General features: G+C 52.6%; 25 protein-coding genes. 13 read left to right on the forward strand and 12 right to left on the reverse strand.

The window, feature by feature from the left end; translation table 11 throughout:
• Window positions 1-30: 30 nt before the first annotated feature.
• Entirely contained in the window at window positions 31-378 is a 348-nt protein-coding gene (locus tag D467_RS0104935) for a putative quinol monooxygenase (RefSeq protein WP_018916401.1), read from the forward strand.
• 48 nt (window positions 379-426) lie between these two features.
• The gene (locus D467_RS0104940) at window positions 427-894 is read left to right on the forward strand and encodes an S-ribosylhomocysteine lyase (RefSeq protein WP_018916402.1); all 468 of its coding nucleotides are present in this window, start codon (window positions 427-429) and stop codon (window positions 892-894) included.
• A 101-nt stretch (window positions 895-995) separates the two neighbouring features.
• On the opposite strand, the gene D467_RS0104945 is transcribed toward D467_RS0104940, so the two are convergent.
• Complete coding sequence (locus tag D467_RS0104945; protein ID WP_018916403.1) at window positions 996-1,700, reverse strand: inorganic diphosphatase; 705 nt, start codon at window positions 1,698-1,700, stop codon at window positions 996-998.
• Window positions 1,701-1,775: 75 nt separating this feature from the next.
• Window positions 1,776-2,426 carry a DUF1826 domain-containing protein gene (locus D467_RS0104950; RefSeq protein WP_018916404.1) on the reverse strand — a complete coding sequence of 217 codons (651 nt, stop codon included), beginning with the start codon at window positions 2,424-2,426 and terminating at the stop codon, window positions 1,776-1,778.
• A 256-nt stretch (window positions 2,427-2,682) separates the two neighbouring features.
• On the opposite strand from D467_RS0104950, the gene D467_RS0104955 reads away from it, so the two are divergent.
• Both D467_RS0104955 and D467_RS0104960 read left to right on the forward strand, forming a co-directional pair.
• Window positions 2,683-3,714, forward strand: coding sequence for a CNNM domain-containing protein (locus tag D467_RS0104955; protein WP_018916405.1), 1,032 nt, complete (start codon window positions 2,683-2,685; stop codon window positions 3,712-3,714).
• Between the two features lie 169 nt (window positions 3,715-3,883).
• Window positions 3,884-4,534 carry a peroxiredoxin gene (locus D467_RS0104960; RefSeq protein ID WP_018916406.1) on the forward strand — a complete coding sequence of 217 codons (651 nt, stop codon included), beginning with the start codon at window positions 3,884-3,886 and terminating at the stop codon, window positions 4,532-4,534.
• A gap of 72 nt (window positions 4,535-4,606) precedes the next feature.
• Here D467_RS0104960 and D467_RS0104965 read toward each other — a convergent pair whose 3' ends face one another.
• Window positions 4,607-5,875 carry a methyl-accepting chemotaxis protein gene (locus D467_RS0104965; RefSeq protein ID WP_018916407.1) on the reverse strand — a complete coding sequence of 423 codons (1,269 nt, stop codon included), beginning with the start codon at window positions 5,873-5,875 and terminating at the stop codon, window positions 4,607-4,609.
• A 290-nt stretch (window positions 5,876-6,165) separates the two neighbouring features.
• The gene (locus tag D467_RS0104970; protein WP_018916408.1) at window positions 6,166-7,179 is read right to left on the reverse strand and encodes an isocitrate dehydrogenase; all 1,014 of its coding nucleotides are present in this window, start codon (window positions 7,177-7,179) and stop codon (window positions 6,166-6,168) included.
• 465 nt (window positions 7,180-7,644) lie between these two features.
• Between D467_RS0104970 and D467_RS0104975 the strand changes: the two genes are divergently transcribed.
• Window positions 7,645-9,135, forward strand: coding sequence for a SulP family inorganic anion transporter (locus tag D467_RS0104975; RefSeq protein ID WP_018916409.1), 1,491 nt, complete (start codon window positions 7,645-7,647; stop codon window positions 9,133-9,135).
• 111 nt (window positions 9,136-9,246) lie between these two features.
• On the opposite strand, the gene D467_RS0104980 is transcribed toward D467_RS0104975, so the two are convergent.
• The 3 genes from D467_RS0104980 to crcB are packed head-to-tail and all read right to left on the reverse strand — an operon-like array spanning window position 9,247 to window position 11,008.
• Window positions 9,247-10,206 carry an arsenic resistance protein gene (locus D467_RS0104980; protein WP_018916410.1) on the reverse strand — a complete coding sequence of 320 codons (960 nt, stop codon included), beginning with the start codon at window positions 10,204-10,206 and terminating at the stop codon, window positions 9,247-9,249.
• Between the two features lie 23 nt (window positions 10,207-10,229).
• Complete coding sequence (locus D467_RS0104985; RefSeq protein WP_018916411.1) at window positions 10,230-10,634, reverse strand: fluoride efflux transporter FluC; 405 nt, start codon at window positions 10,632-10,634, stop codon at window positions 10,230-10,232.
• The gene (crcB, locus tag D467_RS0104990) at window positions 10,631-11,008 is read right to left on the reverse strand and encodes a fluoride efflux transporter CrcB (RefSeq protein ID WP_018916412.1); all 378 of its coding nucleotides are present in this window, start codon (window positions 11,006-11,008) and stop codon (window positions 10,631-10,633) included. The genes D467_RS0104985 and crcB overlap by 4 nt, the downstream gene beginning before the upstream one ends.
• 254 nt (window positions 11,009-11,262) lie before the next feature.
• Here crcB and D467_RS0104995 point away from each other — a divergent pair, with 254 nt between their 5' ends.
• Complete coding sequence (locus D467_RS0104995) at window positions 11,263-12,117, forward strand: universal stress protein (protein ID WP_018916413.1); 855 nt, start codon at window positions 11,263-11,265, stop codon at window positions 12,115-12,117.
• Window positions 12,118-12,251: 134 nt separating this feature from the next.
• Here D467_RS0104995 and D467_RS0105000 read toward each other — a convergent pair whose 3' ends face one another.
• Window positions 12,252-13,946 (reverse strand): 2-isopropylmalate synthase, encoded by a 1,695-nt coding sequence (locus tag D467_RS0105000; protein WP_018916414.1) that lies wholly within the window; start codon window positions 13,944-13,946, stop codon window positions 12,252-12,254.
• Between the two features lie 247 nt (window positions 13,947-14,193).
• On the opposite strand from D467_RS0105000, the gene D467_RS0105005 reads away from it, so the two are divergent.
• Both D467_RS0105005 and D467_RS0105010 read left to right on the forward strand, forming a co-directional pair.
• Complete coding sequence (locus D467_RS0105005) at window positions 14,194-14,676, forward strand: Lrp/AsnC family transcriptional regulator (RefSeq protein WP_018916415.1); 483 nt, start codon at window positions 14,194-14,196, stop codon at window positions 14,674-14,676.
• Window positions 14,677-14,747: 71 nt separating this feature from the next.
• Window positions 14,748-15,107: a RidA family protein gene (locus D467_RS0105010; RefSeq protein ID WP_018916416.1), complete on the forward strand. Its 360-nt coding sequence runs from the start codon at window positions 14,748-14,750 to the stop codon at window positions 15,105-15,107.
• Between the two features lie 3 nt (window positions 15,108-15,110).
• On the opposite strand, the gene D467_RS0105015 is transcribed toward D467_RS0105010, so the two are convergent.
• From D467_RS0105015 to D467_RS0105030, 4 genes are all read right to left on the reverse strand, one after another.
• Window positions 15,111-15,974, reverse strand: coding sequence for a MurR/RpiR family transcriptional regulator (locus tag D467_RS0105015; protein WP_018916417.1), 864 nt, complete (start codon window positions 15,972-15,974; stop codon window positions 15,111-15,113).
• Window positions 15,964-17,736, reverse strand: coding sequence for an EAL domain-containing response regulator (locus D467_RS0105020; protein ID WP_018916418.1), 1,773 nt, complete (start codon window positions 17,734-17,736; stop codon window positions 15,964-15,966). Before D467_RS0105020 ends, D467_RS0105015 begins: the two co-directional genes overlap by 11 nt.
• Window positions 17,733-20,345: an ATP-binding protein gene (locus tag D467_RS0105025; protein ID WP_018916419.1), complete on the reverse strand. Its 2,613-nt coding sequence runs from the start codon at window positions 20,343-20,345 to the stop codon at window positions 17,733-17,735. The genes D467_RS0105020 and D467_RS0105025 overlap by 4 nt, the downstream gene beginning before the upstream one ends.
• Window positions 20,346-20,411: 66 nt before the next feature.
• Window positions 20,412-21,767: an aldehyde dehydrogenase family protein gene (locus D467_RS0105030; protein ID WP_018916420.1), complete on the reverse strand. Its 1,356-nt coding sequence runs from the start codon at window positions 21,765-21,767 to the stop codon at window positions 20,412-20,414.
• 174 nt (window positions 21,768-21,941) lie between these two features.
• Here D467_RS0105030 and D467_RS0105035 point away from each other — a divergent pair, with 174 nt between their 5' ends.
• From D467_RS0105035 to truD, 5 genes are all read left to right on the forward strand, one after another.
• A complete protein-coding gene (locus tag D467_RS0105035; protein ID WP_018916421.1) occupies window positions 21,942-23,087 on the forward strand; it encodes a GNAT family N-acetyltransferase in 1,146 nt (381 codons plus the stop codon).
• A gap of 111 nt (window positions 23,088-23,198) precedes the next feature.
• Complete coding sequence (gene ftsB / locus D467_RS0105045; RefSeq protein ID WP_018916423.1) at window positions 23,199-23,540, forward strand: cell division protein FtsB; 342 nt, start codon at window positions 23,199-23,201, stop codon at window positions 23,538-23,540.
• Window positions 23,541-23,601: 61 nt separating this feature from the next.
• On the forward strand, window positions 23,602-24,300 hold the full coding sequence (gene ispD, locus D467_RS0105050; RefSeq protein WP_026285616.1) for a 2-C-methyl-D-erythritol 4-phosphate cytidylyltransferase: 699 nt from the start codon (window positions 23,602-23,604) through the stop codon (window positions 24,298-24,300).
• Between the two features lie 9 nt (window positions 24,301-24,309).
• A complete protein-coding gene (gene ispF / locus D467_RS0105055; RefSeq protein ID WP_018916425.1) occupies window positions 24,310-24,798 on the forward strand; it encodes a 2-C-methyl-D-erythritol 2,4-cyclodiphosphate synthase in 489 nt (162 codons plus the stop codon).
• Entirely contained in the window at window positions 24,791-25,831 is a 1,041-nt protein-coding gene (gene truD / locus D467_RS0105060) for a tRNA pseudouridine(13) synthase TruD (protein ID WP_018916426.1), read from the forward strand. The genes ispF and truD overlap by 8 nt, the downstream gene beginning before the upstream one ends.
• Window positions 25,832-25,864: the final 33 nt, after the last annotated feature.

Here is a 25,864-nt window from a genome sequence, read left to right on the forward strand (position 1 = left end):
AGGCTACACGTAACGACTTAGGACGCGATCATGTCAGAGAAAATTTACTGTGTTGCCGGCTTTAAACCCAAACCGGGCAAAGAAGAGGCGGTGTTCAAGGCGCTTCAGTCGCTTGAACCAAATACTCACCGGGAAGACGCCTGCATTCACTACACGGTGACGCGCCAGATCGATAATCCCTTCGCTCAAGGCACCGGTTACCCGATCGTATTCCATGAAATCTGGGCCAGCCGCGAAGAGTTTGAAGCGCATTGTCAGCGTAAAGAGATTCAGGACTTCTTCGCTGAGCATGTTGAATCACCCGATGGCGATATCGAAGACGCCAATGTGTGCGTGTATACCGATGAACCGTGGAACTTTGATGCCCCCAAGGTATAAACCCAGCGTGTAGAATGGGCTCACGACACCGATAAACACGGAGCAAACATGACTGAAAAGAAAATGAACGTTGAAAGCTTTAACCTGGACCATACCAAGGTAAAAGCCCCTTACGTGCGTCTGGCGGATATCAAGCAAGGCCAGAACGGCGATCAGATCCATAAATACGATCTGCGTATCTGCCAGCCGAATAAAGAACACATGGAGATGCCTGCGCTGCATTCTCTTGAGCACTTAATGGCCGAGCTATCGCGCAATCATACCGATAAAGTCGTCGATATCAGCCCCATGGGCTGCCAAACCGGCTTCTATATCGCGATGATTAACCACGATAACTACGACGACGTGCTAACTATCATCGAACAAACGCTGAACGATGTACTGGTCGCCACCGAAGTACCTGCCTGCAATGAAATGCAGTGTGGATGGGCCGCCAGCCACAGCCTGGAAGGCGCCCAGGAATTAGCCCGCGACCTGCTCGCCAAACGCGGTGAGTGGACGGAAGTATTTGCTTGATTAAGTAGTGATTTAGTAAACCTAAAACGCCTCTGTATAGAGGCGTTCTGCTGATAAGCTTGGTTATTTTTGCATTTGTTTTGCTATATAACACAGCTTATTTATGGCGTTGAAAAATTCTCAGCGGCCGCTTCTAATACAGCTAAAGCGGATTCGGCATCTTCAAACCCAAGTCCTTCCATACCGCCATCGGGCCCTTTGTAGTTTGCAAACCAAATATCGATGATTTGGCTAACACCAGGGAATTCACTATCGAGCTGCGTCATGCTTTCAACATTGGCAAATGGTGAGCCTTGGGTAAGAACTGCTATGAGCTTGTCGTCTTGCTCACCGCCATCCAGCATTTTCAGAACGCCAATAACGCGCACATCAACGATTTCGCCGCGTGGAATTGCCTGGCCTAGCACAATCACGTCGAGTGGGTCGCCATCACCGCCCATTTCTTTAGGTAGATCTGTGCCAGGAATCGCACCGTAATTTCCGGGGTAACCCAGATAATTTACAACGCGGGGCGCATCATTTTTATATTCCCAGTAAACCGCGTTAGTATCTTCTTTACTAACTTCCCATTTAGCTGATGTGCCTGTTGGGATTTCAATAATGGCGCTGACAACGCCATTAGAATTTATAGCATCCATCGCCATTAAATCTTGATCACCAACAATGGTGAAATCGTCCTTCATGGTCATGCTTGAGCTGTGAGGCGTCGTCTCAGAAAATGCTAAGCCACCCAGCGGCTCCGCATGAACGGTAGCCGTTAGCATTGAGGCGCACATCAAACTCGCAAGCAATATTTTGTTACGCATAACAATCCCCACACCTGATTAGATTTTACAAATTATTATCAGGTGTGGATGACGCGTTCATGACAGGCCCACATATCAAGCAGGATCGATTGTTAACAGCAGTCGCCTTTGTCCATTACTTAATGAGGGGCTGCGGTGCACTAGAGCGCTATGCTCGCATCCTTCCCAACCACTGCCTTTAATAAGCGCGATATCGCCTGCTTTGAGCGTTTGGACGGCATCAGGTTTAAGTACTATTTCAGGCCTGTCAGGAGTCGGGGCTCCCAAGCCATCGCGGTTAACAGCTTCTTCGGGCAGCCATTCACTGCCGGGGCCTAGGTAGGTTGTCACTAAGCGCACAGGAAGATTGTCGCAATGAAAACGCGGACACATCGCCTCGTTTAATATTCTAAGCCGTATACCTACGGTCTGTGTATCAAACAGATAAGCAACCGCCTGGGCAATGGACACAATATCGTCAATAAGAGCATTCGCCGCATCCGGCTGCGGCGCGCAGCGCCTAAGTTCTTCTATGAGGCTGTCATCGGGGGTACCTAACCATGAAAACTGCCAGGGGCGCTCTGTTTGGCATTGCGCCGTAGCACTTAGTGCAACGTCGGCAGGTAAGCGGCGTTGCATTACGGCAATGTTAATAGAGTCTTCAAATATACGCGGCAGCACGCTGATATCTTTGCCTTGAGCGGCATGAAGAGGAAGTAGGGTGGTCGAAGAGGCGGTGGCGGTCATAAGTTAACCTCGTCAAAGAAAAACGTAGTCAGTTATCAAAATCATAATTGATATGTTATAACATTAAATACTGATTGAGATAACCTAAAATTATTTTTCGGCATGCCGCCATCGCTTAATACCTTTCCACCCAGGCGCTTAGACATTCTGCGGGCGGGCCACCATTGTCCATGTCAGAAAAGGCCTACAGAGGTCTATTGACAGGCGTCCATATTTGCTCCTATAAACACGCTATAACCCCTCACCTCAGGCGCTCATGTTCCTGCTCATCACGATTGCCACGCTTTCCATCGCACTATCCTTTTTATGTTCCATCCTTGAAGCGGCTTTGCTCTCCATTACGCCAAGCTATATCGCCAAACTAAAAGAAGAGAAGCCCAAGCTGCATGCCTCGCTTAGCCAGCTTAAAACCAGCATTGACCGGCCACTGGCGGCGATACTGACGCTTAATACAATTGCGCATACCGTTGGTGCAACAGCGGTGGGGGCACAGGCGGCAGTGGTATTCGGAGAAGCCTCAATTGCCATCGTATCTGCTGTCATGACGATGCTGATTCTGGTGCTTTCTGAAATTATCCCCAAGACGATTGGCGCCACCTACTGGCGCGGCCTGGCACCGTTTTTGCCGCGTTTATTAAAGCCGATGATAGTGGGGTTACTGCCCTTTATCTGGATGTCAGAGCAGATTACACGTCGGCTGGGCACGTCAGAGCATGACGTTGATCTGCGCGATGAAATCAAGGTGCTGGCACGTGTTGGGCTTGAGGAGAAGGTGCTGGATGCCGATGAGTCGCGCACCATCATCAATATGCTTAACCTGCATGAAATTGCCGTAAGTCAAGCCATGACGCCAAGAACGGTGTGCGTGACAGTACCACCGAACATGGACGTCAAGACGTTTGATCAGCAGTACGGCAAGGCACCGTTTACGCGTTTTCCAGTGATGGATAACGGTGAAATGGCCTTTGGCTATGTGCATAAAGCCGACATGTATCACGCCGATGACGCTAAAATCATGCGCGAGCTTATGCATCCTATTGGTAGCGTGGACATCGCGCATAATGTAGAGCATGTGTTTGCTTCAATGCTTAAGGACCATCTGCATATGCGTGTTGTATACGATGAGCATGGCACCTTTGTGGGCCTCATTACGCTTGAAGATATTATTGAAACCATCCTGGGCCAGGACATCATTGATGAAACCGATAGCGTAGCCAACTTAAGACATCACGCTAAGCAGCGCTGGCTGACACGCATAAAGCATAAAGGTCCCAGTCCCACTATTTAGATAGCAGGGCGTCTGGTTGGCTCATAAGATTCAGGCGCACTGTCCTGAAAAGAAAAACGAGTGAACGTTAGGAGAATATTCGTAGTCTTAGCACTAAATGTTCTATAGTGAATTATCTATAGGTGGTTTAAGGTATTAAAAAATATTAATCACCCGCGAAGGAGGCACTATGTCATTACGTATCAATGCGGTCGTTCCCGATTTTGAAGCCCAAACCAGCCAGGGGCCTATCCAGTTCCACGAGTGGATTGGCGACAGCTGGGCTATTTTGTTTTCACACCCCAAAGACTTTACGCCAGTCTGCACCACCGAATTTGGTGCCGTGGCCACGCTAAGTGCCGAGTGGAAAAAGCGCGGTACGAAAGTGATTGGTGTATCGGTAGATGGCGTTGAAGATCACAAGCGTTGGGCGGGCGACATCACGAAGTACAGCGGCAGCGATGTTGACTTTCCGATCATTGCTGACGAAGGCCTTAAGGTTTCAAAGCTTTTTGACATGTTGCCGGAAGATGCTTACCTGCCGGATGGCCGCACGCCTGCCGATAGCGCCACGGTACGCTCGGTATTTATTATCGGCCCGGACAAACAGCTCAAGCTTTCCATGACTTACCCCATGACGGTAGGGCGTAACTTTGCAGAAATTCTGCGTGCGCTCGATGCACTTCAGGCAACCGTTAAACACGGTATTGCGACGCCTGCTGATTGGACCGTTGGTCAGGACGTGATTATTCCGCCTAGCGTCTCAGATGCTGACGCCAAGCAGAAATTTGGTGAGTTTGAAGCTGTACTACCTTACTTGCGTAAAACGTCACTTAAATAAGCGTTAAGCACTGCGCATATAAAAGCCCTGAGGTTATTTAAACCTCGGGCTTTTTTAATGTGCTCGGTAAATTTACGAAGCTTCTAACGCCAGCTGTTCAACCGTGGTCGATACGTTGCGCGCGCCTAACAGGATCTCGTTAACGATAATCTCGATTTCACCAACGCTTGCCTGGCTTGATTTACCTTGTTCCACGACTTGCTGCATGGCTTCGGTAGTTTTCATTACTAGCGCCGTATTCTCTTTAAGCAGCTGAGTAATTTCAGTTACCGCGTTACTTGAGCCTTTGGCAAGCTGGCGCACTTCGTTGGCAACCACGGCAAAACCGCGGCCCTGTTCACCCGCCCGGGCAGCTTCGACAGCGGCATTCAGTGATAGCAAATTGGTTTGATTGGCAATGCGGGCAATTGATGCCGTAATGCTATTGATGCTCTTGGCCTGTTGATTCAGGGCTTCGATCAGCCGTTGCGCTTCCGCTATGGTTTGGGCGGCCTGGTCCGTATCACGCATAACCCGCTGCAGGTGGTTCAGGCCGCTTTGGGCTATTTGCTCTGTCTGGGTGGAGGTGCTTTGCGCAGAGGAAACCGCCTGCTTGGTCGCTTCCGCTTCTTCGACAGCGCGAGTGATGTCAGTGGCAAATTTGACCACTTTAAACACTTTGCCGCTTGAATCAAAAATAGGGTTATAGGTGGCTTCTAGCCAAACGCTTTTTCCTTGGGCATCAATACGCTCAAATTTACCCTGCATAAGCTCGCCTTGGGATAAGGACTGCCAAAAATGCGGGTGTGTTTTATAAAAGTCTTCAGGGCAAAAGCGCTGATGATGCACTCCGATAATCTGTTCCTTGCGGTAACCCAGCGTGCGTTCAAAATTTTCGTTGGCATTGAGAACGTTGCCTTCGGGCGTAAATTCAATTACCGCCATTGAGCTGTTCAGTGCCTGAAGGACAGCATTCTTGCGCTCAGCCAGCAGGTGGGCGTCAGTAATATCATTAGCTAACTTGACCACTTCATGGACGCGGCCACGCCGATCACAAATCGGCAGGTAAGTGGCTTCCAGCCATACTTCTTTGCCTTGAGCGTTAAAACGCCGGAATGTACCCCGATGGCTTTCACCGGCCGCCAATGCTTGCCAAAACGCCTGATATTCCAACGTCTGTGTTTCAGTCTGGCTGCAGAACATGCGGTGGTGCTTGTCGCGTATGTCGTTCAGGGTATAACCCATAACGTCTAAAAACAGCGGGCTTGCGGTTTTAATATGGCCAGTTGGCGTAAAGGTAATGAACGCGGTGTGCTGTTCGACAGCATTGCGTAAATGTGAACTGGAACGTAACGGTAGCATTAGGGGGGATGCTCTTTGTACAGGGATGGTATAGTTTTAAAGAGAGTAGTATAGCTTTTTGCTAAATGCACTTGCTAAAACCACTTAATTTAAGTACACAACGTTACAAATTGGAATTAATTAGTCACAAATATAGGTGTTTTTTACTAGTTTTTATTAATTTTTTAATTCAAACGATTGAATGAAATACAGAAAATATTTTCACTATTTGGTAATTGAGCACTATTGGCGAGCAAAAAAAAGCGCCCTTAATATTAAGAGCGCCGGTTTATTCTGAATCTAGTATTTTTTTAAGCCTGAACGTATTCCACCAACGCTTGGGCGAACGTGTCGGTGGTGCCTGTACCACCCATGTCGGGAGTTACCATCTCACGGCGCGTCTCAAGTACCTTACGGATACCCTGACGAATTGCTTCCGCTTTAGCGTTCATGCTCAGGTGGTCAAGCATTTGTGCGGCGGCCAGCAGTAGGGCGCAGGGGTTGGCAAGCTTTTTACCGGCAATATCCGGCGCTGAGCCGTGTACCGCTTCAAAGATCGCAGCTTTTTCACCAATATTTGCTCCGGGCGCCAGGCCCAAACCGCCCACTAACCCTGCGCAGAGATCCGAAAGAATATCGCCAAACAGGTTCGTCGTGACCACCACATCAAACTGATGCGGGTTCATCACCAGCTGCATACAGGCGTTATCAACGATCATTTCCTGGAATTCGAGTTCGGGATACTCTTTGGCGATTTCGCGCGCCACTTCAAGAAACAGGCCTGAACTGGTTTTGATGATATTGGCTTTATGAACAGCGGTGACCTTTTTGCGCCCCTGGTTTTTAGCCAGCTCAAACGCATAACGCACAATGCGCTCGGACCCTTTACGGGTCACCTTGATCACTGAAATACCGGTATTGCCGTCGTCGATCATCTCCTGCCCGTCAGACAGATAAGCGCCTTCGGTATTTTCGCGCACGGTAATCATATCGATATCTTCAAAGCGCGATTTAGTCCCTGGGAAACTAATGGCCGGGCGCACGTTAGCGTAAAGGTCAAAGTGGCGGCGAAGCTGAACGTTAATGGAAGAAAAGCCTTTGCCGATGGGGGTCGTAAGAGGGCCTTTAAGCGCAATGCCGTGTTTTTCGATGGCATCCAGTGATGCTTGAGGAATGAGCGTGCCATGTTTTTCAAGCGCGACCAGGCCTGCGTCAACAAACTCATAGTTCAAGCCACACTCAAGGGCATCTAATACCTTTAAGGTAGCGTCCATAATTTCTGGACCGATGCCATCGCCTTCAATAACCGCAATCGTTTGGCTCATGGGTAACTCCTCATTAACGGTTAAATATCATCATTTAACATACTCAATGGTACGCTAATGTGATGTCAAAGGTCATCCGTGAGAGACGCGATACATGCTGCTAGGCGGGTGCAGCTGCCTTTATTTGCTGATAGAATCAGCCGCCAATATCGCAGTGTATCGTTTACCGCATTTTTAACGGCCAAGTATCCACGTCATGACGCTTTCAATAGCTACTTTCTTATTACTGCCAATAGCAGGGCTGATGACTCCGCCCTAGGCAACTTCCTTCCTTATTACTGTGAGGTGATGCGCTAATGGCGCTTTCATCGCATAGCGGCACCCTATTCGCCGAAAGCGGATGAGGGCCATTAGCCGTTAGTCATTAATGATTTTCCAACTCCCGTATTGATTGCGTCGCCCCCAGTATCGCTATGCCATGCTGTTGGGCCGCTTTGCGTTCATCTATCACCATGGACCCTATGAATGTCTCTCTTCAGTAAGCAAGAATGGTTTTCCAACATTAAAGGCGACACGCTTTCAGGCCTTGTTGTAGCGTTGGCGTTGATTCCTGAGGCGATTGCCTTTTCGATCATTGCAGGGGTCGACCCCAAAGTGGGGCTGTACGCCTCGTTCTGTATCGCAGTCATCATTGCGTTTACAGGCGGGCGCCCTGGCATGATTTCCGCGGCTACCGGCGCCATGGCCCTTTTGATGGTTACGCTGGTTCGCGAGCACGGCCTGGAATACTTGTTTGCCGCGACGCTGTTAACCGGCGTGTTCCAGATTATCGCCGGCTATTTAAAGCTCGCAGAATTAATGCGCTTTGTGTCGCGCTCAGTGGTGACAGGCTTTGTGAATGCGCTGGCCATTTTGATCTTTATGGCGCAACTGCCTGAGCTGACCAACGTGACCTGGCATGTGTACGTTATGACGCTGGCCGGTTTAGGCATTATTTATCTGTTCCCCTATTTACCCGTTATCGGTAAGTCTCTGCCTTCCCCGCTGGTATGTATCGTAGTATTGACCGTTGTGTATATGGTCAGCGGCATGGACATTCGTACCGTGGGGGATATGGGCGAGCTTCCGGATACGCTGCCGGTTTTTCTGTGGCCAGATGTCCCGCTTAACCTTGAAACGCTGACGATCATTTTGCCTTACGCGTTGATGCTCTGCGTTGTGGGTCTTTTGGAATCGATGATGACAGCGACCATTGTCGATGACCTGACCGATACGCCCAGCGATAAAAACCGTGAGTGCAAAGGCCAGGGAATCGCCAATATTGGTGCGGGTCTGATGGGCGGTATGGCGGGCTGTGCAATGATCGGTCAGTCGGTCATCAATGTTAAATCCGGTGGCCGTACACGGCTTTCAACGCTGATTGCCGGCGGCGTGCTGCTGCTGTTGGTGGTGTTTCTCTCTGACTGGGTATCCCAGATTCCCATGGCGGCGCTGGTGGCTGTCATGATCATGGTATCGATCGGGACGTTTAGCTGGGAATCGATCCGCGATTTGAAAAAGCTCCCTCTGAGTACCAACATTGTGATGCTGGCAACGGTAGCGGTTACCGTAGGGACGCATAACCTCGCGCTAGGCGTATTTGTCGGTGTGTTACTTGCCGCGATGTTCTTTGCCAATAAAGTCAGCAAGATCATGTATGTCGAATCAAACGTGTTAGAGGCGGGCAGGCAGCGTGAGTATCACATTGTCGGCCAAGTGTTCTTTGCCTCCTCTACGCATTTTATGGCGGCGTTTGAGACCCGGGAAAGTCTCGACAAGGTCACTATCAACTTATCGCGGGCGCATTTTTGGGATATTACCGCCGTACAGGCGCTCGACCGGGTGGTGATTAAATTCCGCCGTGAAGGTACTGATGTCGAGATCATTGGCTTAAACGCCGCCAGTGCAACCATTGTTGACCGCTATGCGGTACACAACGATTCGGCTGCGATAGATAAGCTGATGAAAGACCACTAGGCTCTTTAACGCCTCACCACAAAACGCATAGCTGTATTAAATATATCTGTAATGAATATAGCTTCTTGAATGTAGCGTAAAGCCGGCCCTGGATGTAGGGGTCGGCTTTTGTTAAGCGCGGTCGGGTAACAGCGTGTTGGGTACCCAGCGTAAATAAACAATCATTCCAAACAGCTCAACCAACGATTGAAAAACAATCACAACCACGGCGGCTTGCCATGCCTCAGGCAGGGCAAGCGCAATAGGCAACATCACAAAAGAGTTACGCGTAGCAAAACTGAACGTTAACGTTCTGGCACTGGCCGGCGGTAACTTGAACGCGTTGCCCAGCACTTTCCCGAGCATGCCGGCAAAGAGTAGAAAACCTATAAAAATGAATACGACTTGGGCCAACACCTGATGAAGCCCAAGCACGCTGCCCACTTGAGAGGCAGCAATAATAAACACCACCAGCGCTAACAGTGGCACCGGCAGGAGACCAAGGCGATGAGTGGTGCGCTCAAGGCTTGGATAGCGCTGGGCGGCGCACTCTGTCAGCCAGGCCAGCGCCAACGGCAGTAAAATAAAGCCTGCAAAAGCGCCCAATAGCGCCGTCGAAAAGGTAAGCAGAAACCACTCGTTGCCTAAGAGCAGCCACAGGTAGACCGGCAACGCGATTATCTGCACCAGCAACAGCAGCGGGGTGGCGGCAATGGCGAGCGCTGTATCGCCTTTACCCAAGTGGGCGAAGCTGATAAACCAATCGGTGCAGGGTACTAAAAGTACCAGTAACACACCGGCCAGCACGGCGGGGGGCAGCGGTAGCCACAGCAGCATAATGGCTATAAATGCCGGAATAGCCACAAAATTGCCGACCAGCAGGGCAATCATAAATCGGGTATCGGTGGCACCTTGTGCTATGCGTAGCAAAGGAATTTGGGTAAACGTTGCGTAGAGCAGTACGCCTAGCAGTGGCCACAATAAACGGTCAAAAGACGCCGTTAGCTCTGGCGCATAGGCGCCTAGCGTTAAGCCCGCAGAAATAAAGCCAAGATATATCCAGGACTGATGCTTTTCCATCTGATCACGCATTAGGCAGTATTGCTCCGGGTAACTTATGGCTGGTGGCTGTTGGGGCAGGCTTTGTATGAGCGCGCCATGCGATCGCCGACTGCGGCGGCGCCCAGCCACAGCGGTAGGCTGACCGCTAGGTATACAAGCGCAAGCCCCGGCTTGCCTGCATCAATAAAATGCAGCGTCTCTAGGCTGAACATTGAGAATGTCGTAAAGCCGCCACAAAATCCCACGATGCCAAAAGGCTGCCACCAACGGGTAGGCGCAAGCGTTGCCATGGCGGCTAACCAGCCAATCAGCCACGAGCCTGCCACGTTGACCAGCAGCGTGCCCCAGGGGAAATAGCTGCCCAGCGCTGCTTGGGCACCAAGCGATACCGCATAGCGCATTAGGCTACCCAGGCCGCTGCCAACGCCAACGGCTAAATAACGCTGCCAAGCCTTCATGGGAGGCTCCCGGATAACAGCCAGCCCACATAAGCCAGGCAAAGGCCAAGCAACAGCGTGGCGATAATATTGATAAGAGCGCTAATCGAATGGCCATTTCGCCATAGCCCAAGCGTTTGTAAGCTGAATGACGAGACGGTGGTGTAACCCCCAAGAAGCCCGGTGACGCTCATTAGCCAAAGCGATGAAGCGCCGTGCTCAGGAAAGCCCAGTGTGCCTAAAAGCCATCCGGCCGCCAACGCGCCGCTAGCGTTTACAAAAAGCGTTCCCCAGGGGAATTGCTGTCCATACTTTTTGGCGAGCAGGTTTGAAATCGCAAAACGCCCCATGCCGCCAAGTGCACCACCTAACGCCACTAATAAAAAACTCATCATGCCAAGCCCCTGCTGACGTCATCGGGTGCGCCTAATGGCTGGGTTTTAAGCTAAAAGCGCCAAAGTGTAGCACGCCATTCTATTAAGATAGAAAGACGCGCTAATGGCGATATGAGTAGACAGAAACCCCAGAAAGAACTAATACACAAGTAAGTGCCAATAAAAATTAGCGCCTATTGTTAGGCGCTCACTTCACCTAAAAGAGGGATAGATCACCAGCGCAGTGCATGCACTCACTTGAACAGAGGTTGCTTATGTCTGACTACGTTTTAGCCGCTATTGATCGTTCCCCGTTTGCAGAAGGTGTTTGCCAATATGCCGCATGGGCGGCAAAGGCGCTTGATGCTTCACTCACGTTTATCCATGTGGTCGAGCATCACGCTCAGGCGGTTAGACCTGACCTGACCGGGCATCTGGGCTTAGGAACCCGGGAGCATTTACTTGAAGAGCTAGCCAACGTTGATGAGCAGCGCGCTAAGATTGCCCGTGAGCAGGGCCGTCTATTGCTTGAGGCAGCGAAAACGCGTGCTGAAAACGCAGGCGTTGCAGCGCTTGAAAGCGTGCAGCGTAACGGAACGCTAATCGAAACGCTCACCGACCAGGAGCAAGCGTTACGTTTGCTGGTTATCGGTAAGCGTGGTGAAACGACTCATCTGGCAAACGGCCATATGGGCGCAAACCTTGAGCGCGCTGTACGGGAAATGCATCGACCTATTCTTATGGTGCCCAGGGAGTTTACCCCGCCCCAAAAAGTCATGATGGCTTTTGATGGTAGTGCAACGGCACGTAAGAGTATTGAGATGGTGGCGAAAAGTCCGCTGTTTAAGGGGCTTGAGTGCCATGTGGTGCTAGTGGGCACCGAGACTGCCGAGAACCGTTTGCAGCTGGCCTGGGCATTAAAAGCCCTGCGCGATGAGCAGCATATCGTTAAAGGCGCGATACATGCAGGCGATGTAGAGGAGACGCTGCGTCATTACCAGCAGGACCATAAGATCGATATGCTGGTGATGGGCGCTTACGGACATTCGCGCATTCGCCGTTTATTGCTGGGCAGCACCACTAAAACAATGCTGTGTAAAACCCAGGTGCCGGTACTGATCTTGCGCTAACGGTGCTCCTGGCGCGGCTTTTATACGCGAAAGCAACCCTTGGCAAGCGGCTACTGGAATAGCTTTTCATCCGCTTGCCAAGGGCGTAACTGTTTAGATCTTGAACATTAGACCTTAAACATAAGATCTTAATATTAGACCGTAAGCGCGCTTTCAGCGGGGTGCTGAGCGTTCTTGTCAGTAGTTTTTGCCGCTAGATTGATACCTGAAATCAACGCTTTCAATGAAGCACTCACGGTATCGCTATCTTCAGCAAAGGCACAGATCCGCTGACCGTCTATGTTGAGCTGCACGAAGGCAATGGCATTGGCTTCGCTGTCGCCGCCTAGCGAGTGTTCGCTGTAATCGATGATACCGATACTGGTGCCGGAATGTTTCTGCCAGGCGTCGGTAAACGCGGACATGGCGCCGTTACCTGAACCTGCCAAACGTAGGGTTTCACTGCCTTGCCATAGGGTAACTTCAAGCCCTTCGCGCTGGCCCTTGGAGAGCTGGTAATCCGCCAGCGACAGGGGAGTTTCCTGAGTGAAATTATCGAACATCACCTGGCGAACCATCTCGCTTGAAAGCTCGCTGGCGCGATCTTCGCTCTCTTTTTGCACATAGGGGGCGAGTGCCAGCATCATCCAGCGTGGCAGGTTAATGCCGTAGTCACGCTCAAGCAGGAAGGCCATGCCGCCTTTGCCGGATTGGCTGTTAACCCGAATCACCGCTTGGTAATCGCGACCAATATCGTGGGGGTCAATCGGCAAATAAGCTACTTGCCACGGTTCATCAGTCTTTTGGTGTTTCAAGGATTTACGAATTGCATCCTGGTGGCTACCGGAGAACGCGGTATACACCATCTCGCCTACCCATGGGTGGCGCGGGTGCATGGCAATACCGGTGCACTCGTTGACCACCTGGATGATTTCATCAGGGTTGGAAAGATCAAGTTTAGGATCAATGCCCTGGCTATACAGGTTCATGGCCAGCGTTACGATATCCATATTGCCGGTACGCTCGCCGTTACCCAGCAAGGTGCCTTCTACCCGGTCGGCACCTGCCAATAAAGCAAGCTCTGCTGAGGCCACGGCACCGCCACGGTCGTTATGGGTATGTACCGAGATAATGACACTGTCGCGACGGCTAATATGCTGGCAGAAGTACTCAATCTGGTCGGCATGGTGATGGGGGCCGGCCACTTCTACCGTGGTGGGCAGATTGAGAATGCATTTGTTCTCAGGGGTTGGCTGCCAGACGTCCATCACTGCTTCGCAGATAGCCAGTGAGAAATCGATTTCAGTGCTGGAAAAGCTTTCCGGCGAGTACTGGAAACGCCAAGCGACATCAGGATAGCGTTCGGCATGCTGCTTGACCCAAGTCGCGCCCTGTACGGCAATTTGGGTAATGCCGTCGCGGTCCATTTCAAAAACGCGCTCGCGCTGGATAGTCGAGGTCGAATTATACAGATGGATAATGGCGCGCTTGGCACCTACCAACGAATCAAAGGTCTTTTCAATCAAATGCTCGCGGCACTGCACCAGTACCGCAATGGTGACATCATCCGGAATCTGGTTTTCTTCAATCAGCCAACGAACAAAATCAAAATCGGGCTGGCTGGCTGAAGGAAACCCCACCATGACTTCTTTAATGCCCACCTTGACGATCTGGTGCCAGAAGCGTTTTTTCTGCTCAACGGTCATCGGCTCCAGCAGCGCCTGATTACCGTCACGCAGGTCTTCACTTACCCAGATCGGCGCACGATCAAGATCTCGGTCAGGCCATTGGCGGTTAAACGCAGGAACGCGCGGTGCTGGGCGATATTTACGATGATCGAAAGCAGACATGGTGAAATTCCTAAGGGTTAATGACTTGGAAAATTGGCCGCTTGTGGCGTAGGCCTTGGTGCATTAAAACACGCTCATCGGTGCAGACTCATGATGCAGAGTATTGCACGCAACCGTTAACTGCTTTTGGCAGTGTGAATAGTGTAACGGGTTTGTGGCGCTAGGTTGTTGCGAAAAATAGTTAAAAATGGCATTAATTGGCAGTATATTTTAATAAATTGAAATTTATTAGCAGGAGCTGCTTATTATGTCGGTAACGCCGTTGACGCTTGATCGTTTTGACCGCCAGATTTTAACTATCCTGCAGCAGGAAGGGCGGATCAGTAATCAGGAGCTTGCCGACCGAATTGGCCTTTCGGCGTCGCCTTGTTTGCGCCGGGTTCGTGCGCTGGAAGAGCACGGCTTGATTATGCAATATCGCGCCGAAGTAGACGCCCGCCAGCTGGGTTACCAGCTAATGGTGCTGCTGCACATTGCGATGGATCAACATACCTCAGAGCGATTTGAGAACTTTGAACACCATATTCGACAAATTCCCAACGTCATTGAGTGTTTGATTATTACCGGACAGGCGGCCGATTTTCAGTTAAAAATTCTGGTGCGCGATATGGATGACTACCAGCACCTGCTGCTGCATGTGATTAACCGTATTGAAGGGGTCACCGGTGCACATACAAGCTTTGTGCTTCGCCGGGTTTTCGAGCACCGACCCGTGCCCAGCGAACGCTGAACATGAAAGCGTGGTCAGTGGCTAGATAGCCGTTTACACTGCCTTTTTACCTATATGCAGTGGAGTCTTCTATGACCATCAAGCGTCACGATACCAAAGCCCGTATGAGCCGCGCCGTTATTCATCAGGGCGTTGCCTATTTGTGTGGCCAGGTGGCCGGGCCTGAAGCGCGCAATGGCGATATTACCGCCCAGACACAAAGCATGCTGGCTCGCGTCGATGCGCTGTTAAAAGAGATTGGTTCCAGCCGCGAGGAGCTGCTCAGTGCCACGATCTATCTCAAGGATGGCAGTGATTTTGCCGCCATGAATGACGTTTGGGACGCCTGGGTACCCGAAGGCTATGCGCCAGCTCGCACCTGCGTGTGCGCTCCGATGCCCGCCGACGAGTTAAAAGTGGAAATTAGCGTAACGACTGCTGTTTCGGCCTGAGCACTATGGGCTGGATGAATCTAGCGGAAAGCGGGTGTCACGCAGGCTATCCTTGATTTTCTTTAGGTGCGGTAGGAAACCCTCGCCGCGCCGTAGCGTGACCCCGGTAGCTAGCGCATCGATCAGCGTGAGCTGAATGACTCTGGACGTCATCGGCATATAGTGGTCGGTGTCTTCTGGCGTCGCCACATCAAGCGTGGCGCTGCACTCTGCACCCAGTGGTGAGTCTGGCGCGGTAATACCTAGCACCACCGCTCCGGCTTCACGCGCCACGCGCGCGATGTCGACCAGCTCACGGGTACGCCCGGTGTAGGAGATAATCACCACCACATCACCAGTATGGCAGGCTGCTGCCACCATGCGCTGCATCAGTACATCGACGTACGCCATCACCGGCAGGTTGAAGCGGAAAAACTTATGCTGGGCATCCTGCGCGACAGCCCCTGACGCGCCCAAACCAAAAAAATGAATCTGTTTTGCTTGGGTCAGGTAGTCAACCATGCGCTCGACGGCTGAAATGTCGATGTCACGCTGCGCCTCATCTAGCGCTGCAATCGTTGCGCCAAAAATTTTGTGTGTGTACTGGGCGGCCGTATCGCCGGGCTCTACCGCGCGAGTCACATATGGAGTACCGCCTGCCAGGCTTTGGGCCAGCTTGATTTTAAAATCGGGGTAGCCCTTGGCGCCAAAGTTGCGGCAAAACCGATTAACGGTAGGCTCACTGACGCTGGCCGCCTGGGCAAGGCTTGCGATACTTAAGCTGGTTGCCGCGGCCGGATCTTCTAAAATCACGTTAGCGACTTTGCGCTCGGAGCGATTTAAATCTTCTAAGCGTTCGCGTAAGCGATTAAGCAAATCATGCGCCATTAAACAAGCTCCGTGTAGTGAGTGGCGTAGGCTGTGGAACCCAGTTGTTACACCAGGCAACAAAGTCATCGGCAGGCAATGGGCGGGCATAAAAAAAGCCCTGCGCGGCCTCACATCCAATAGAGCGCAGGTATGCCGCTTGTGAGGCGGTCTCGATACCTTCTGCTACCACGTCGCAGCCCACCGCATGTGCCAACTGGGTAATCATAACGGCAAGCTGACGGTCCACGGCATTTTTTTCAAGATCCATCACAAACGCACGGTCGATCTTTAACGTCGAAAAGGGTAGCGTTTTTACATAAGCAAGCGATGAGTGGCCGGTGCCAAAGTCATCAATAGCCACGGCTACGTTCATTCTAGCGAGCTGAGCTAGCTGCAGACGAGCATTTTGCATATCGCTCATCAAGCCTGACTCGGTCACTTCCAGGGCCAGAAAACGCTCTGGAATATCATACGCCGCCAGACGGTTCAGCAGTTTTTGGGCGAAGTCTTTACGCGTTAACTGGCGTGCAGCCACATTGACCGCAATATGAAAACGGTCGTTGAGCAGCCCCTGCTTTCGCCAGGCTACTATTTGCTGCATGGTTTCTTCGAGCACCCACTCGCCAATCGCCAGAATATCACCGCTGGCTTCCGCCAAAGGAATGAAGTCCCCCGGCGAAATATGCCCAAGCTCAGGATGGTGCCAGCGCAGCAGGGCTTCTGCGCCAATAATCTGTTGGGTCGCCAAAGAGATTTTTGGCTGAAAAGCCAGCGACATCTCGCCACGCTGAGGAGCACCGCGGATGGCTTGCTGAAGGTTGAGCCGGTGGCGCTGCTGTATTTCCAACGTTTCCTGATAGCGCTGTATGCGCAGGTTGCCGCCCCTATGCGGCAGCGCTAATGCCGCCATATGCACCAGCCGCTCGATTTCAAAGCGCCCGCTTGCCCAGCTGATCCCAATGCGCGCATCCAGCGGCAAGAGTAAATCGCCCAGCGTCTGATCCTGTTCAAAGGTGCTGAGTAACCGCGCGCCTAATTGTTCAAGCGCATGTTGATCGCTGACCGGAGTGATGACCAGAAGCTCGCTTCCACCCCACAAGCCCAGCAGGCCGATATTATCCAAATGCGCAGAAAGCTGCTGGCTGGTATGTGCAATCAATTGATCGGCGATGGTATAGCCATGCAGGCGTACTACATCGTCCAAATCATCCAGAGCAATAAATAAAAGCCCTGTGCCGGAGGCCTTTAGTGCGGCTTCTCTAAGCGCCTGCATCAAGCCGCGTCGGTTAGGCAACTGGGTGATGGGGTCGGTACGCGATTGGCGGTCAAGCTCGTGGGTACGCTTGGCCACCATGCGCTCAAGCGTTTCTGCCTGTTGGTCGCGCACCTGGTAGCGGTGTTCAAGGCTGAGCGCATTGCGAATACGCTGAAGCACTTCATGATGATTAAAAGGTTTGGTGATAAAGTCGCGCGCCCCCATGCTCAGGGCGCGGTAGCGGGTGGCGTCGTCAATTTGTGCGGTGAGTACGATTATGGGCGGCGTCTGACGCGAAAACTGTTTCTGGAGCAACGTAATAAGGTCATAGCCGTTCAAAAACGGCATGCGAATATCCAGCAGTATCAAGTCAGGCTTCTGCTGCTGACAGTGGGTAAGAACCTGACGCGGGTCGCTAATCCCGTGCACCTTGGTAAAACCATGATCGTCTAACAGGTCCAGTAGCAGCTCTACGTTAGTAGGATTATCGTCCACTACTAGCACATGCTTGCCGACTAGATTCATGGCGCTTCCTCTAACGTTAAATCAATAAACTTGTTAAGGGTGCTCGCAAGCCTATTAATATCCAAAGGCTTGGTAAGATAAGCGTCAAAGCCTGCAGCCAGACCGTTTTTAATATCGCGCTCCATCGCGTTGGCCGATAGCGCAATGATGTAGATGCCGCGGAACTGCTTATCTTTTTGAATGATATCCAGTGCCTGGAAGCCATTCATGCCGGGCAGATGTATATCCATTAATACCACGTCGGGCGGCGATTGGCGCATCAACTCTAAACCAATTTCGGCACTGGAAGCGATCACTAGCTGAAGCTCTTCAAATTCCTCAAGGACATCTTCCATAAGTCGCTGGTTAGTCGGATTATCTTCGATATAAAGCAACGTATAAGCACGTTGGTTATTGATCGCGAAGCTGGTATCACCTGACATATGGCGCGCATTGTTGCATGCCGAAGGATCAGCTATGGGTAAGGTGAACCAGAACGTGGCACCGCTGCCCAACTCGCTTTCCACACCCACCTGCCCGTTCATGCGCTCAATCAGTTGGCGTGTAATCGCCAGGCCTATGCCCGTGCCTTCAATGGCTCCGTATTCAGCATCCAGGCGATTAAAGGGTTCGAACAGCTCATGATGACGATGCGGCGGAATCCCAAACCCAGTATCGGTAATGTTAATACGGATACTGTCACTACTCTGTTCGACGGTAATGGTAATTTTGCCCGCCTTGCAGTTGTACTTAATTGCATTGGATAGCAGATTCAAAAGGACCTGTTTAGCTCGCGTATAGTCTGCAATGACCCGGCAGGTCGCTGGCAGAGGCGTGCGAATCAGGGTGATATTGGCCGCCTCCATCGTCGCTTCCAAGGTGGAGCAGGCGTCGTCTATGACGTTCTCGATCAGCATGGGCTCAATCGATAACGCCATTTGGCCAGCCTCGATTCTGGCTAAGTCGAGCACTTCATTGATAAGGCTAAGCAAGTGTTGACCGCTTTTTTCAATCTGATTGATCTGGCGCTGCTGTTTACTGCTCAGCGGGTCGCGGCGAGCCTTGCCCAGAAGCTGTGAGAAACCAATGATAGCGTTGAGCGGGGTGCGTAACTCGTGGCTCATCGACGACAGAAATTCGCTTTTACTTCTATTGGCTTTTTCAGCCTGATCGCGGGCGGCGGCCAGGTCATGCATTACCTGTTCGCGCTCTGCCATTTGGCTATAAAGATTAATTAATAGGGCGCAGGTATCGGTAAACGGCTGAAGCCAGTCGAGCAGTCCCTGATTGAGAGGCTGCTTGCTGTTGGCAATCGCGTACATGCCAATAAGCTTTTCACCACTGAAAATCGGCACGCCCAGGTAGTTGGATAACGTCGGATGTCCCAGAGGAAAGCCGCCCCGCAGGGTGTGGGTATAAACGTCGTTGGTCATGACGACTTCGCCAAAGGCAAACACGCGACCCAGAAGCGAATTAGGGTTGGTCAGCATCATATCGCCGCTGCGCAGGCGCTCCATCAGCTGACGTGATTCATCGTTCCAAGAAAGATCGGTAATCGCATGAATTTTAAGCGCATTGGTTTTGTCGGTAGGTAGCACTTCGCCAATCAACGCATAGTCGCTGTTGGTCAGCTCGCGCAGTGCTTCCATTAGAAACGTCCATAAGCGCTCGCCCGACATCAGCGCCTGATAGTCGGTTATGCCGTGGTGCAGCACTTTAAGCAGGCCCTGCTCTTTGTTGATGCGCTGATTGGCCGCGTGCATGTCACTTAAATCGGTCAAGATGCCTAAAAATTCGACGACCTCTTCCTGGTCATTGGTAATGGCGTTAATCGCCAAATGTACAGGAATGTAGCGACCATCCTTATGCTGGGCATTCACTTCACGGCCTCGCCCGATCACCTTAGGCTCGCCGCCAGCAAGATAGCGGGCGATAAAATCGTTATGTAGGGCTGCAATATCGGGAGGTGTCAAAATGGCAACGTTTTTGCCAATCAATTCATCTTCGCTATAACCGAGTAAACGCAGGGCAAACGGGTTAACGGCAATGATATTGCCAGCCCGATCAATACGCACTTTGCCGGTCGCGCTTTTGGTAAACAGTGCTTCAAAGCGACGCGCCGTACTGGTTAATGCATCTCTCATCGTGCGCTGGCGCAGCAGCTCTTCAACCTGCTGCGCGAGGCCTTGCAGAATTTTTTGTTCGCGCGCTGAAAAGCTTCTGGGCTTTCGATCAATCAGGCAAAGAGTGCCCACGGGCAGGCTGCCGTTGGGGCGTAACGGATGGCCTGCGTAAAAGCGGATAAACGGGGCATCACTGACCAGGTCGTTATCATCAAAGCGGAGATCGTTGTACGTATCTTCCACCACGAGAGGTGCATTGTGGGCAATAGCGTGAGCGCAAAACGAGACGCGGCGCTCTGTTTCACAGGCATCAATGCCTTGGCGTGATTTAAACCACTGACGGTCTTTATCGACTAAAGAGACAAGCGCAATGGGAACATCAAAGATTTCCCTGGCCAGCTGAGTGATGCCGTCAAACGCTGCTTCAAGCGGGGTATCGAGAACATTCAGAGCCTGCAAGGCCGCGAGACGTTGTGCTTCGTTATGGGGCGTATCGGCGGCTTGCATAAGCTTCCTAAATGAAGAGCAGGTAAAATTAATATATTTCTATTATCGGTCGCTGGTGGGCGAGCTTTAACCAAGTCGAAGTAATTTTATTAACCAGCGTCGGTAGGGGGGATGTAGAAAACGGCTTGTGGTACGCTTTGCCTGATAAAATACACTACGCAAATGGCTAAAACGATCAAATCCGCTACGTCCGTGATAGGCACCCATACCGCTTTCGCCCAAGCCCCCAAACGGCAGGGTGGGAACGGCGTGATGTAGCAGCGTTTCATTAAACACCAAGGCGCCGGAGCGCGTGGTTTGTAGTAGCCGCGATTGTAGCGCTTTATCGTCGGTAAAGGCATAAAGGGCGAGCGCATGCGGGCGCGCATTAATAAAGTTAAGTGCCGCGTCGATGTTTATAACACTGATTACCGGCAGGCCGCGGCCAAAAACCTCCTCGCGCATGATGTGAAGATCCTGAGTTGGATCTATGACCAAAGCGGGTGCGTAGTTACCATGATCGATAACACGGCAGCCGTGGTCACGCGCTTCTGCCAACATTGCTTCAATGCGCTGCTGGTGTGCTTCATTGATCGGCTGGGTTGCCTCGCGGCTATCCGGGCGCTGCTGCAAAATAGCGCGGTTTAGGGCGCTAATCAGTGCCTCCAAATGACGGCTTTCCACCAGCACATAGTCCGGCGCTAGGCACGTTTGACCACCGTTAAACGCTTTGCCGAAGATAATCGCGGCGGCGGCTTTATCCATATCAGCATCGCCTGCCACCAGCGCAGGCGATTTGCCGCCAAGCTCCAGGGTGACCGGGGTAAGGTTTGCCGCTGCGGCGCTGGCTACCTGGCGCCCCACGCTGGTCGAACCGGTAAATACCAAGTGATCAAAGGGCAGCGCACTAAATTCCTGCGCGATTGATGCGTCGCCCTGGATCACCGAGAGTTCATCCTGGGTAAAATATTGCGCGACCAAGCGTGCAAGCAAAGCGCTGGTGTGCGAAGACAACTCACTGGGCTTCAGCATCACCACATTACCTGCCGCAAAGGCGTCAATGACGGGCATTAATGCCAAGCTCCACGGGTAGTTCCAAGGCGAGATAACCCCCACCATGCCTAGCGGTTGAGGTGAAATGCGCGCTCGGGCGGGCAGTAAGCGCCAAGGCATGCTGGCGCGCCACGGTCGCATCCAGTGCCACAGGTGACGGCGCGTATAGCTAATCGCTTGTAACACGCTATTAATTTCTACCAGGCGAATTTCAATGGCACTGCGCTGACCGAAATCTGCCTGAATGGCGCGAACAATATCGTGCTGATGCCGCTTGGTCATTTGCGCTAAGCGCGCCAAGCGCTTGCGCCGCATGCTTAACGTTGGGAAAGGCGTCTGATTAACAGCATGTCGCTGGGCATTAAAAATGCCTGTTAAATCGTGCGTCATAGCCTCTCCTTATTTGTACCTGTTTATTCGTGCCTGGATGTCATGGGCTAAATAACCGCTGCTGGTAAGCGTCAGATTAACTGTATTTAGCGTCTGTATTAAGCGTAAAACAGGGTTGATGATAAAGTAACGCCAGACGACAAGAGGCGACCACCTCGCATTTCGGGAGATACCATGCCTGCATGTCCGCTAAAGCTCTCTAGTTTATCTGCCATGAGCGATATTAAGGCAAGCCAGTGGGACGCCTTGGCTGGCGATCAGCCTTTTTTGCGCCACGCCTTTTTAAATGCGCTGGAGGTCAGCGGCTCTGTAAACCGTGAGACGGGATGGGAGCCATGTCATGCCTGTGTTTGGCAGGGCGACCAGCTGGTCGGCGCACTGCCAATGTACCGTAAGCATCATTCATACGGTGAATACGTATTTGATTGGGGGTGGGCTGAGGCTTTGGAAAGGGCTGGTGGGCAGTACTACCCTAAGGTGCTCAGCGCTATTCCGTTTACTCCCGTTCCAGGCGTGCGCACGTTGCTGGCCAAAACGCCCAAGGCAGATGCGATTCGCGCGCTGCTGGCCTCCGCTTGGCAGTCACTCTGTGAACAACAGTCGCTCTCCAGTTGGCATTTACTGTTTGCCGATGAGCACGACGTGGCGGCCTGGCAGGCCCAGTTCCCCAAGCTCATTGCCCGTGAAGGCGTGCAGTTTCAGTGGCGGGATGCAGGCTTTGGCGACTTTGATGGCTTTTTGGCAAGCCTCACCTCCAAGCGGCGCAAAATGATCAAGCGCGAACGACGTCTGGTGGCTGAGCAGGGCCTCACCTTGGTTCGTCTGGAAGGCGAGGACATTACGTCGGAGGCGATGACCCACTTTTATCGCTGCTATTCGATGACGTACCTCGAGCGTGGTCGCTCTCCCTATCTGAACAAGGCATTTTTTGAGCAGTTGCGCCAAACCATGCCTGAAGCGCTGATGCTGGTACAGGCGTGCCTGGATGGTAAGCCGGTCGCGTCTGCCCTTTACTTTCGCAGTGAAAAAACGCTTTATGGCCGCTACTGGGGCAGTGAGGTGGTCGCAGACTGCCTGCATTTTGAAGCCTGTTACTATCAGGGCATTGAGTACTGCTTACAGCGGGGATTGACACTTTTCGACCCAGGAACCCAAGGCGAGCATAAGTTAATACGCGGTTTTGCGCCCCAGCGCATACGTTCGCTGCACTATTTGGCTCATCCTGGCCTCGCGGCGGGCGTTGCCCAGTTCTGTCAGGAAGAAGGCGTGCATATCAACGCTTATCGGGAAGCGGCCTATCAAGCATTGCCATTCAAATGATGTGTGGCTCGCTGATGGTTCTGCATAATGGCATAATGCGCGCCGTTACCGTGGGTGGCTGTACCTTCTTTAACCCTTATATCATTTAGCCTTTATGTCAGGAGATCGGTGATGCACAAATGGCTGGTGGTTGCGCTACTTGCCGTGCTGGGCTTGCTCCAATATACGCTGTGGTTGGGCAATGGTGGCTTACGTGATCTGCAAGTAGTGGAACAACGCGTTGCGATGCAAGAGGCCGATAACCTGCCCATGCGTGAACGTAACGCCCGTCTGGCGGCCGAGGTCACCGATCTTAAAAACGGCTTGGATGCTATCGAAGAGCGTGCCCGAAGCGATATGGGCATGGTGCGCAGCGATGAGCAATTTTTCTGGGTACCCGGTGTGGCGATCGCGACCGAGCTGATAGGCATTAACGCAGGCTTGGTGACCCAGCCTCGGCTGAACCGAGAGTAATCTGCACAGTGAATGCATTTGCGATGAGTCAGCACGGGATGAGTAAGCTCGGAGAGTGGCGGTGAGCCGTGCATTGTGGTTAGTAGTGCCCGCTGCGGGCCAAGGGCGACGCATGGGCGCCGATAAACCCAAACAGTATTTGACGTTGGATGAGCGACCCATCCTGGCGCACACTCTAGCGAGGCTTTATCAGGCGTTTCCTGACGCCACGCTGGTGCTGTGCCTGGATGCCGATGACCGCTGGTTTCAGCCTGACTGGGTGCCCTTTGCCCACTGGCAGCGCGTGCCCGGCGGAACGGAGCGTATGGACAGCGTATTGAATGCGCTGCATGCCATGCAGGCACGCGACAATGACATTGTGATGGTGCACGACGTGGCGCGCCCGTGTATTACCCCGGGGGATCTGCGGGCGCTTTATCAGGCCGCATCAACTCACGCAGGCGGTGCGCTATTGGCGATGCCCGTGGCCGATACTATGAAGCGGGCCAATGCCGAGCAACTGAGCACCCATACCGAACCCCGCGATGGGCTTTGGCATGCTCTGACGCCTCAGGGGTTTTCCTACGCGCTGCTGCGTCAGGCGCTCGAGAGCGCCCGGCATCAAAAGCGTGTAGTGACCGATGAAGCTTCGGCGGTCGAAGCGCTGGGCCATCAGCCACGCTTAGTCAGCGGGCGGCGGGACAATTTAAAAGTCACCCATCCTGATGATCTTGCCCTTGCCGCCGCTATTTTAGCAGCACAAACAGACCCGCTTATTTAGGAGCGCCTAATGCGAATTGGCCATGGATTTGACGTTCACCGCTTCGGACCCGGCGACCATTTAATGATCGGTGGCGTTAAACTGCCGTTTTCGCAGGGCTTTGTAGCCCACTCCGATGGTGATGTGTTGCTGCATGCGATTAGCGACGCGCTTTTAGGCGCCTGCGCGCTAGGCGATATCGGTCACCACTTCCCTGATACGGACGCCGAATGGGAAGGCGCGGACAGCCGAGCGCTGCTGCGCCACGTCATGGATCTGGTTCAGGCAGAAGGTTTTGGCATTGTTAACCTGGACGCCACGCTAATGGCTCAGGCGCCTAAAATGGCGCCGCATATTGAAACAATGCGCCAAACCATCGCTGATACGCTGAGCGTATCGCTGGGTCAGGTGAATGTTAAGGCGACCACTACCGAGCGGTTAGGGTTTACCGGGCGTGGGGAAGGGATTGCCGCTGAAGCCGTGGTATTGCTCGGCCGGCTTGAGGGATCCAATGAGTAAGCTTCCTAGCTGGCAGCGCCGTCTGGATGACGCCTTTGGGCCGCCCAAGCCCGGCCAGTATCGTGCCCAGCCTGAAGATTTTCTGGTTGATGAACACTTGGACTTTACCCCGGAAGCGCACGGAGAACACCTTTGGCTGCGGCTTGAAAAGCGCAATCAGACCACGTTGGATGTGGTGAAAAGCTTAAGCCGACTGTGTGGCGTTACCCCGCGGGATATCGGCTATTCGGGCATGAAGGATCGGATTGCCGTTACGCGCCAGTGGCTAAGCGTGCATTTGCCTGGGCGCGAAGCGCCTGACGATCTGGCTGCCTCGCTTGCGGCGCTAGGTATTAAGGTGTTGGAGCAGGCCCGCCATCCGCGCAAGTTAAAGCGTGGCGTTCATCGCACTAATGGTTTTACGCTGCGCTTAACGGGTGAGGCCATCCAGGCTGATGATTTTGAAAACCGTTGGCAGGCGCTATGCAGGCAGGGAGTACCCAACTATTTTGGCCCCCAGCGCTTTGGCCCTGAGGGGCGCAATTTACACCGCGCCGAGGCACTGCTGGCGCGCGGTTGGCGTAAGCGCGATGATCGACAAGGAATGCTGCTTTCCACCGCGCGAAGCTTTCTGTTTAACGAACTGTTAAGCACCCGGCTGGCGGACGGTACCTGGGATCAGCCTGTTGCAGGCGATACGCTGATGTTAGACGGTACGCAAAGCGTGTTTAACGTGGATTCAGTGGATGAAAGCCTGATATCCCGCGCCGCTGAGCTGGACGTGCATCCAACCGGCGTGCTGTGGGGCGTGGGTGACAAAGACTCTGAAGATGCAGCGAGCTATGAAGCGCAGCTATCCCAGCAGTATCCTGCGCTGTGTGCCGGTTTAGAACAAAGCGGTGTGAAGCGAGCGCGCAGAGCCTTGCGCATGCGATTAACCGCGCCCCAGCTCACCTGGGAATCCGATGCCGTGCTACTCTCGTTTGCGTTACCGCGAGGCAGCTTTGCTACTGCCGTCATCGGTGAGTTAATTCACCACCCCGATATGGCGTGATAGACACGGCTACGCTTGATTAACAAGGAGACT

The sequence above is a fragment of the Vreelandella zhanjiangensis DSM 21076 genome, assembly GCF_000377665.1.
GTDB classification, from domain to species: Bacteria; Pseudomonadota; Gammaproteobacteria; order Pseudomonadales; family Halomonadaceae; genus Vreelandella; species Vreelandella zhanjiangensis.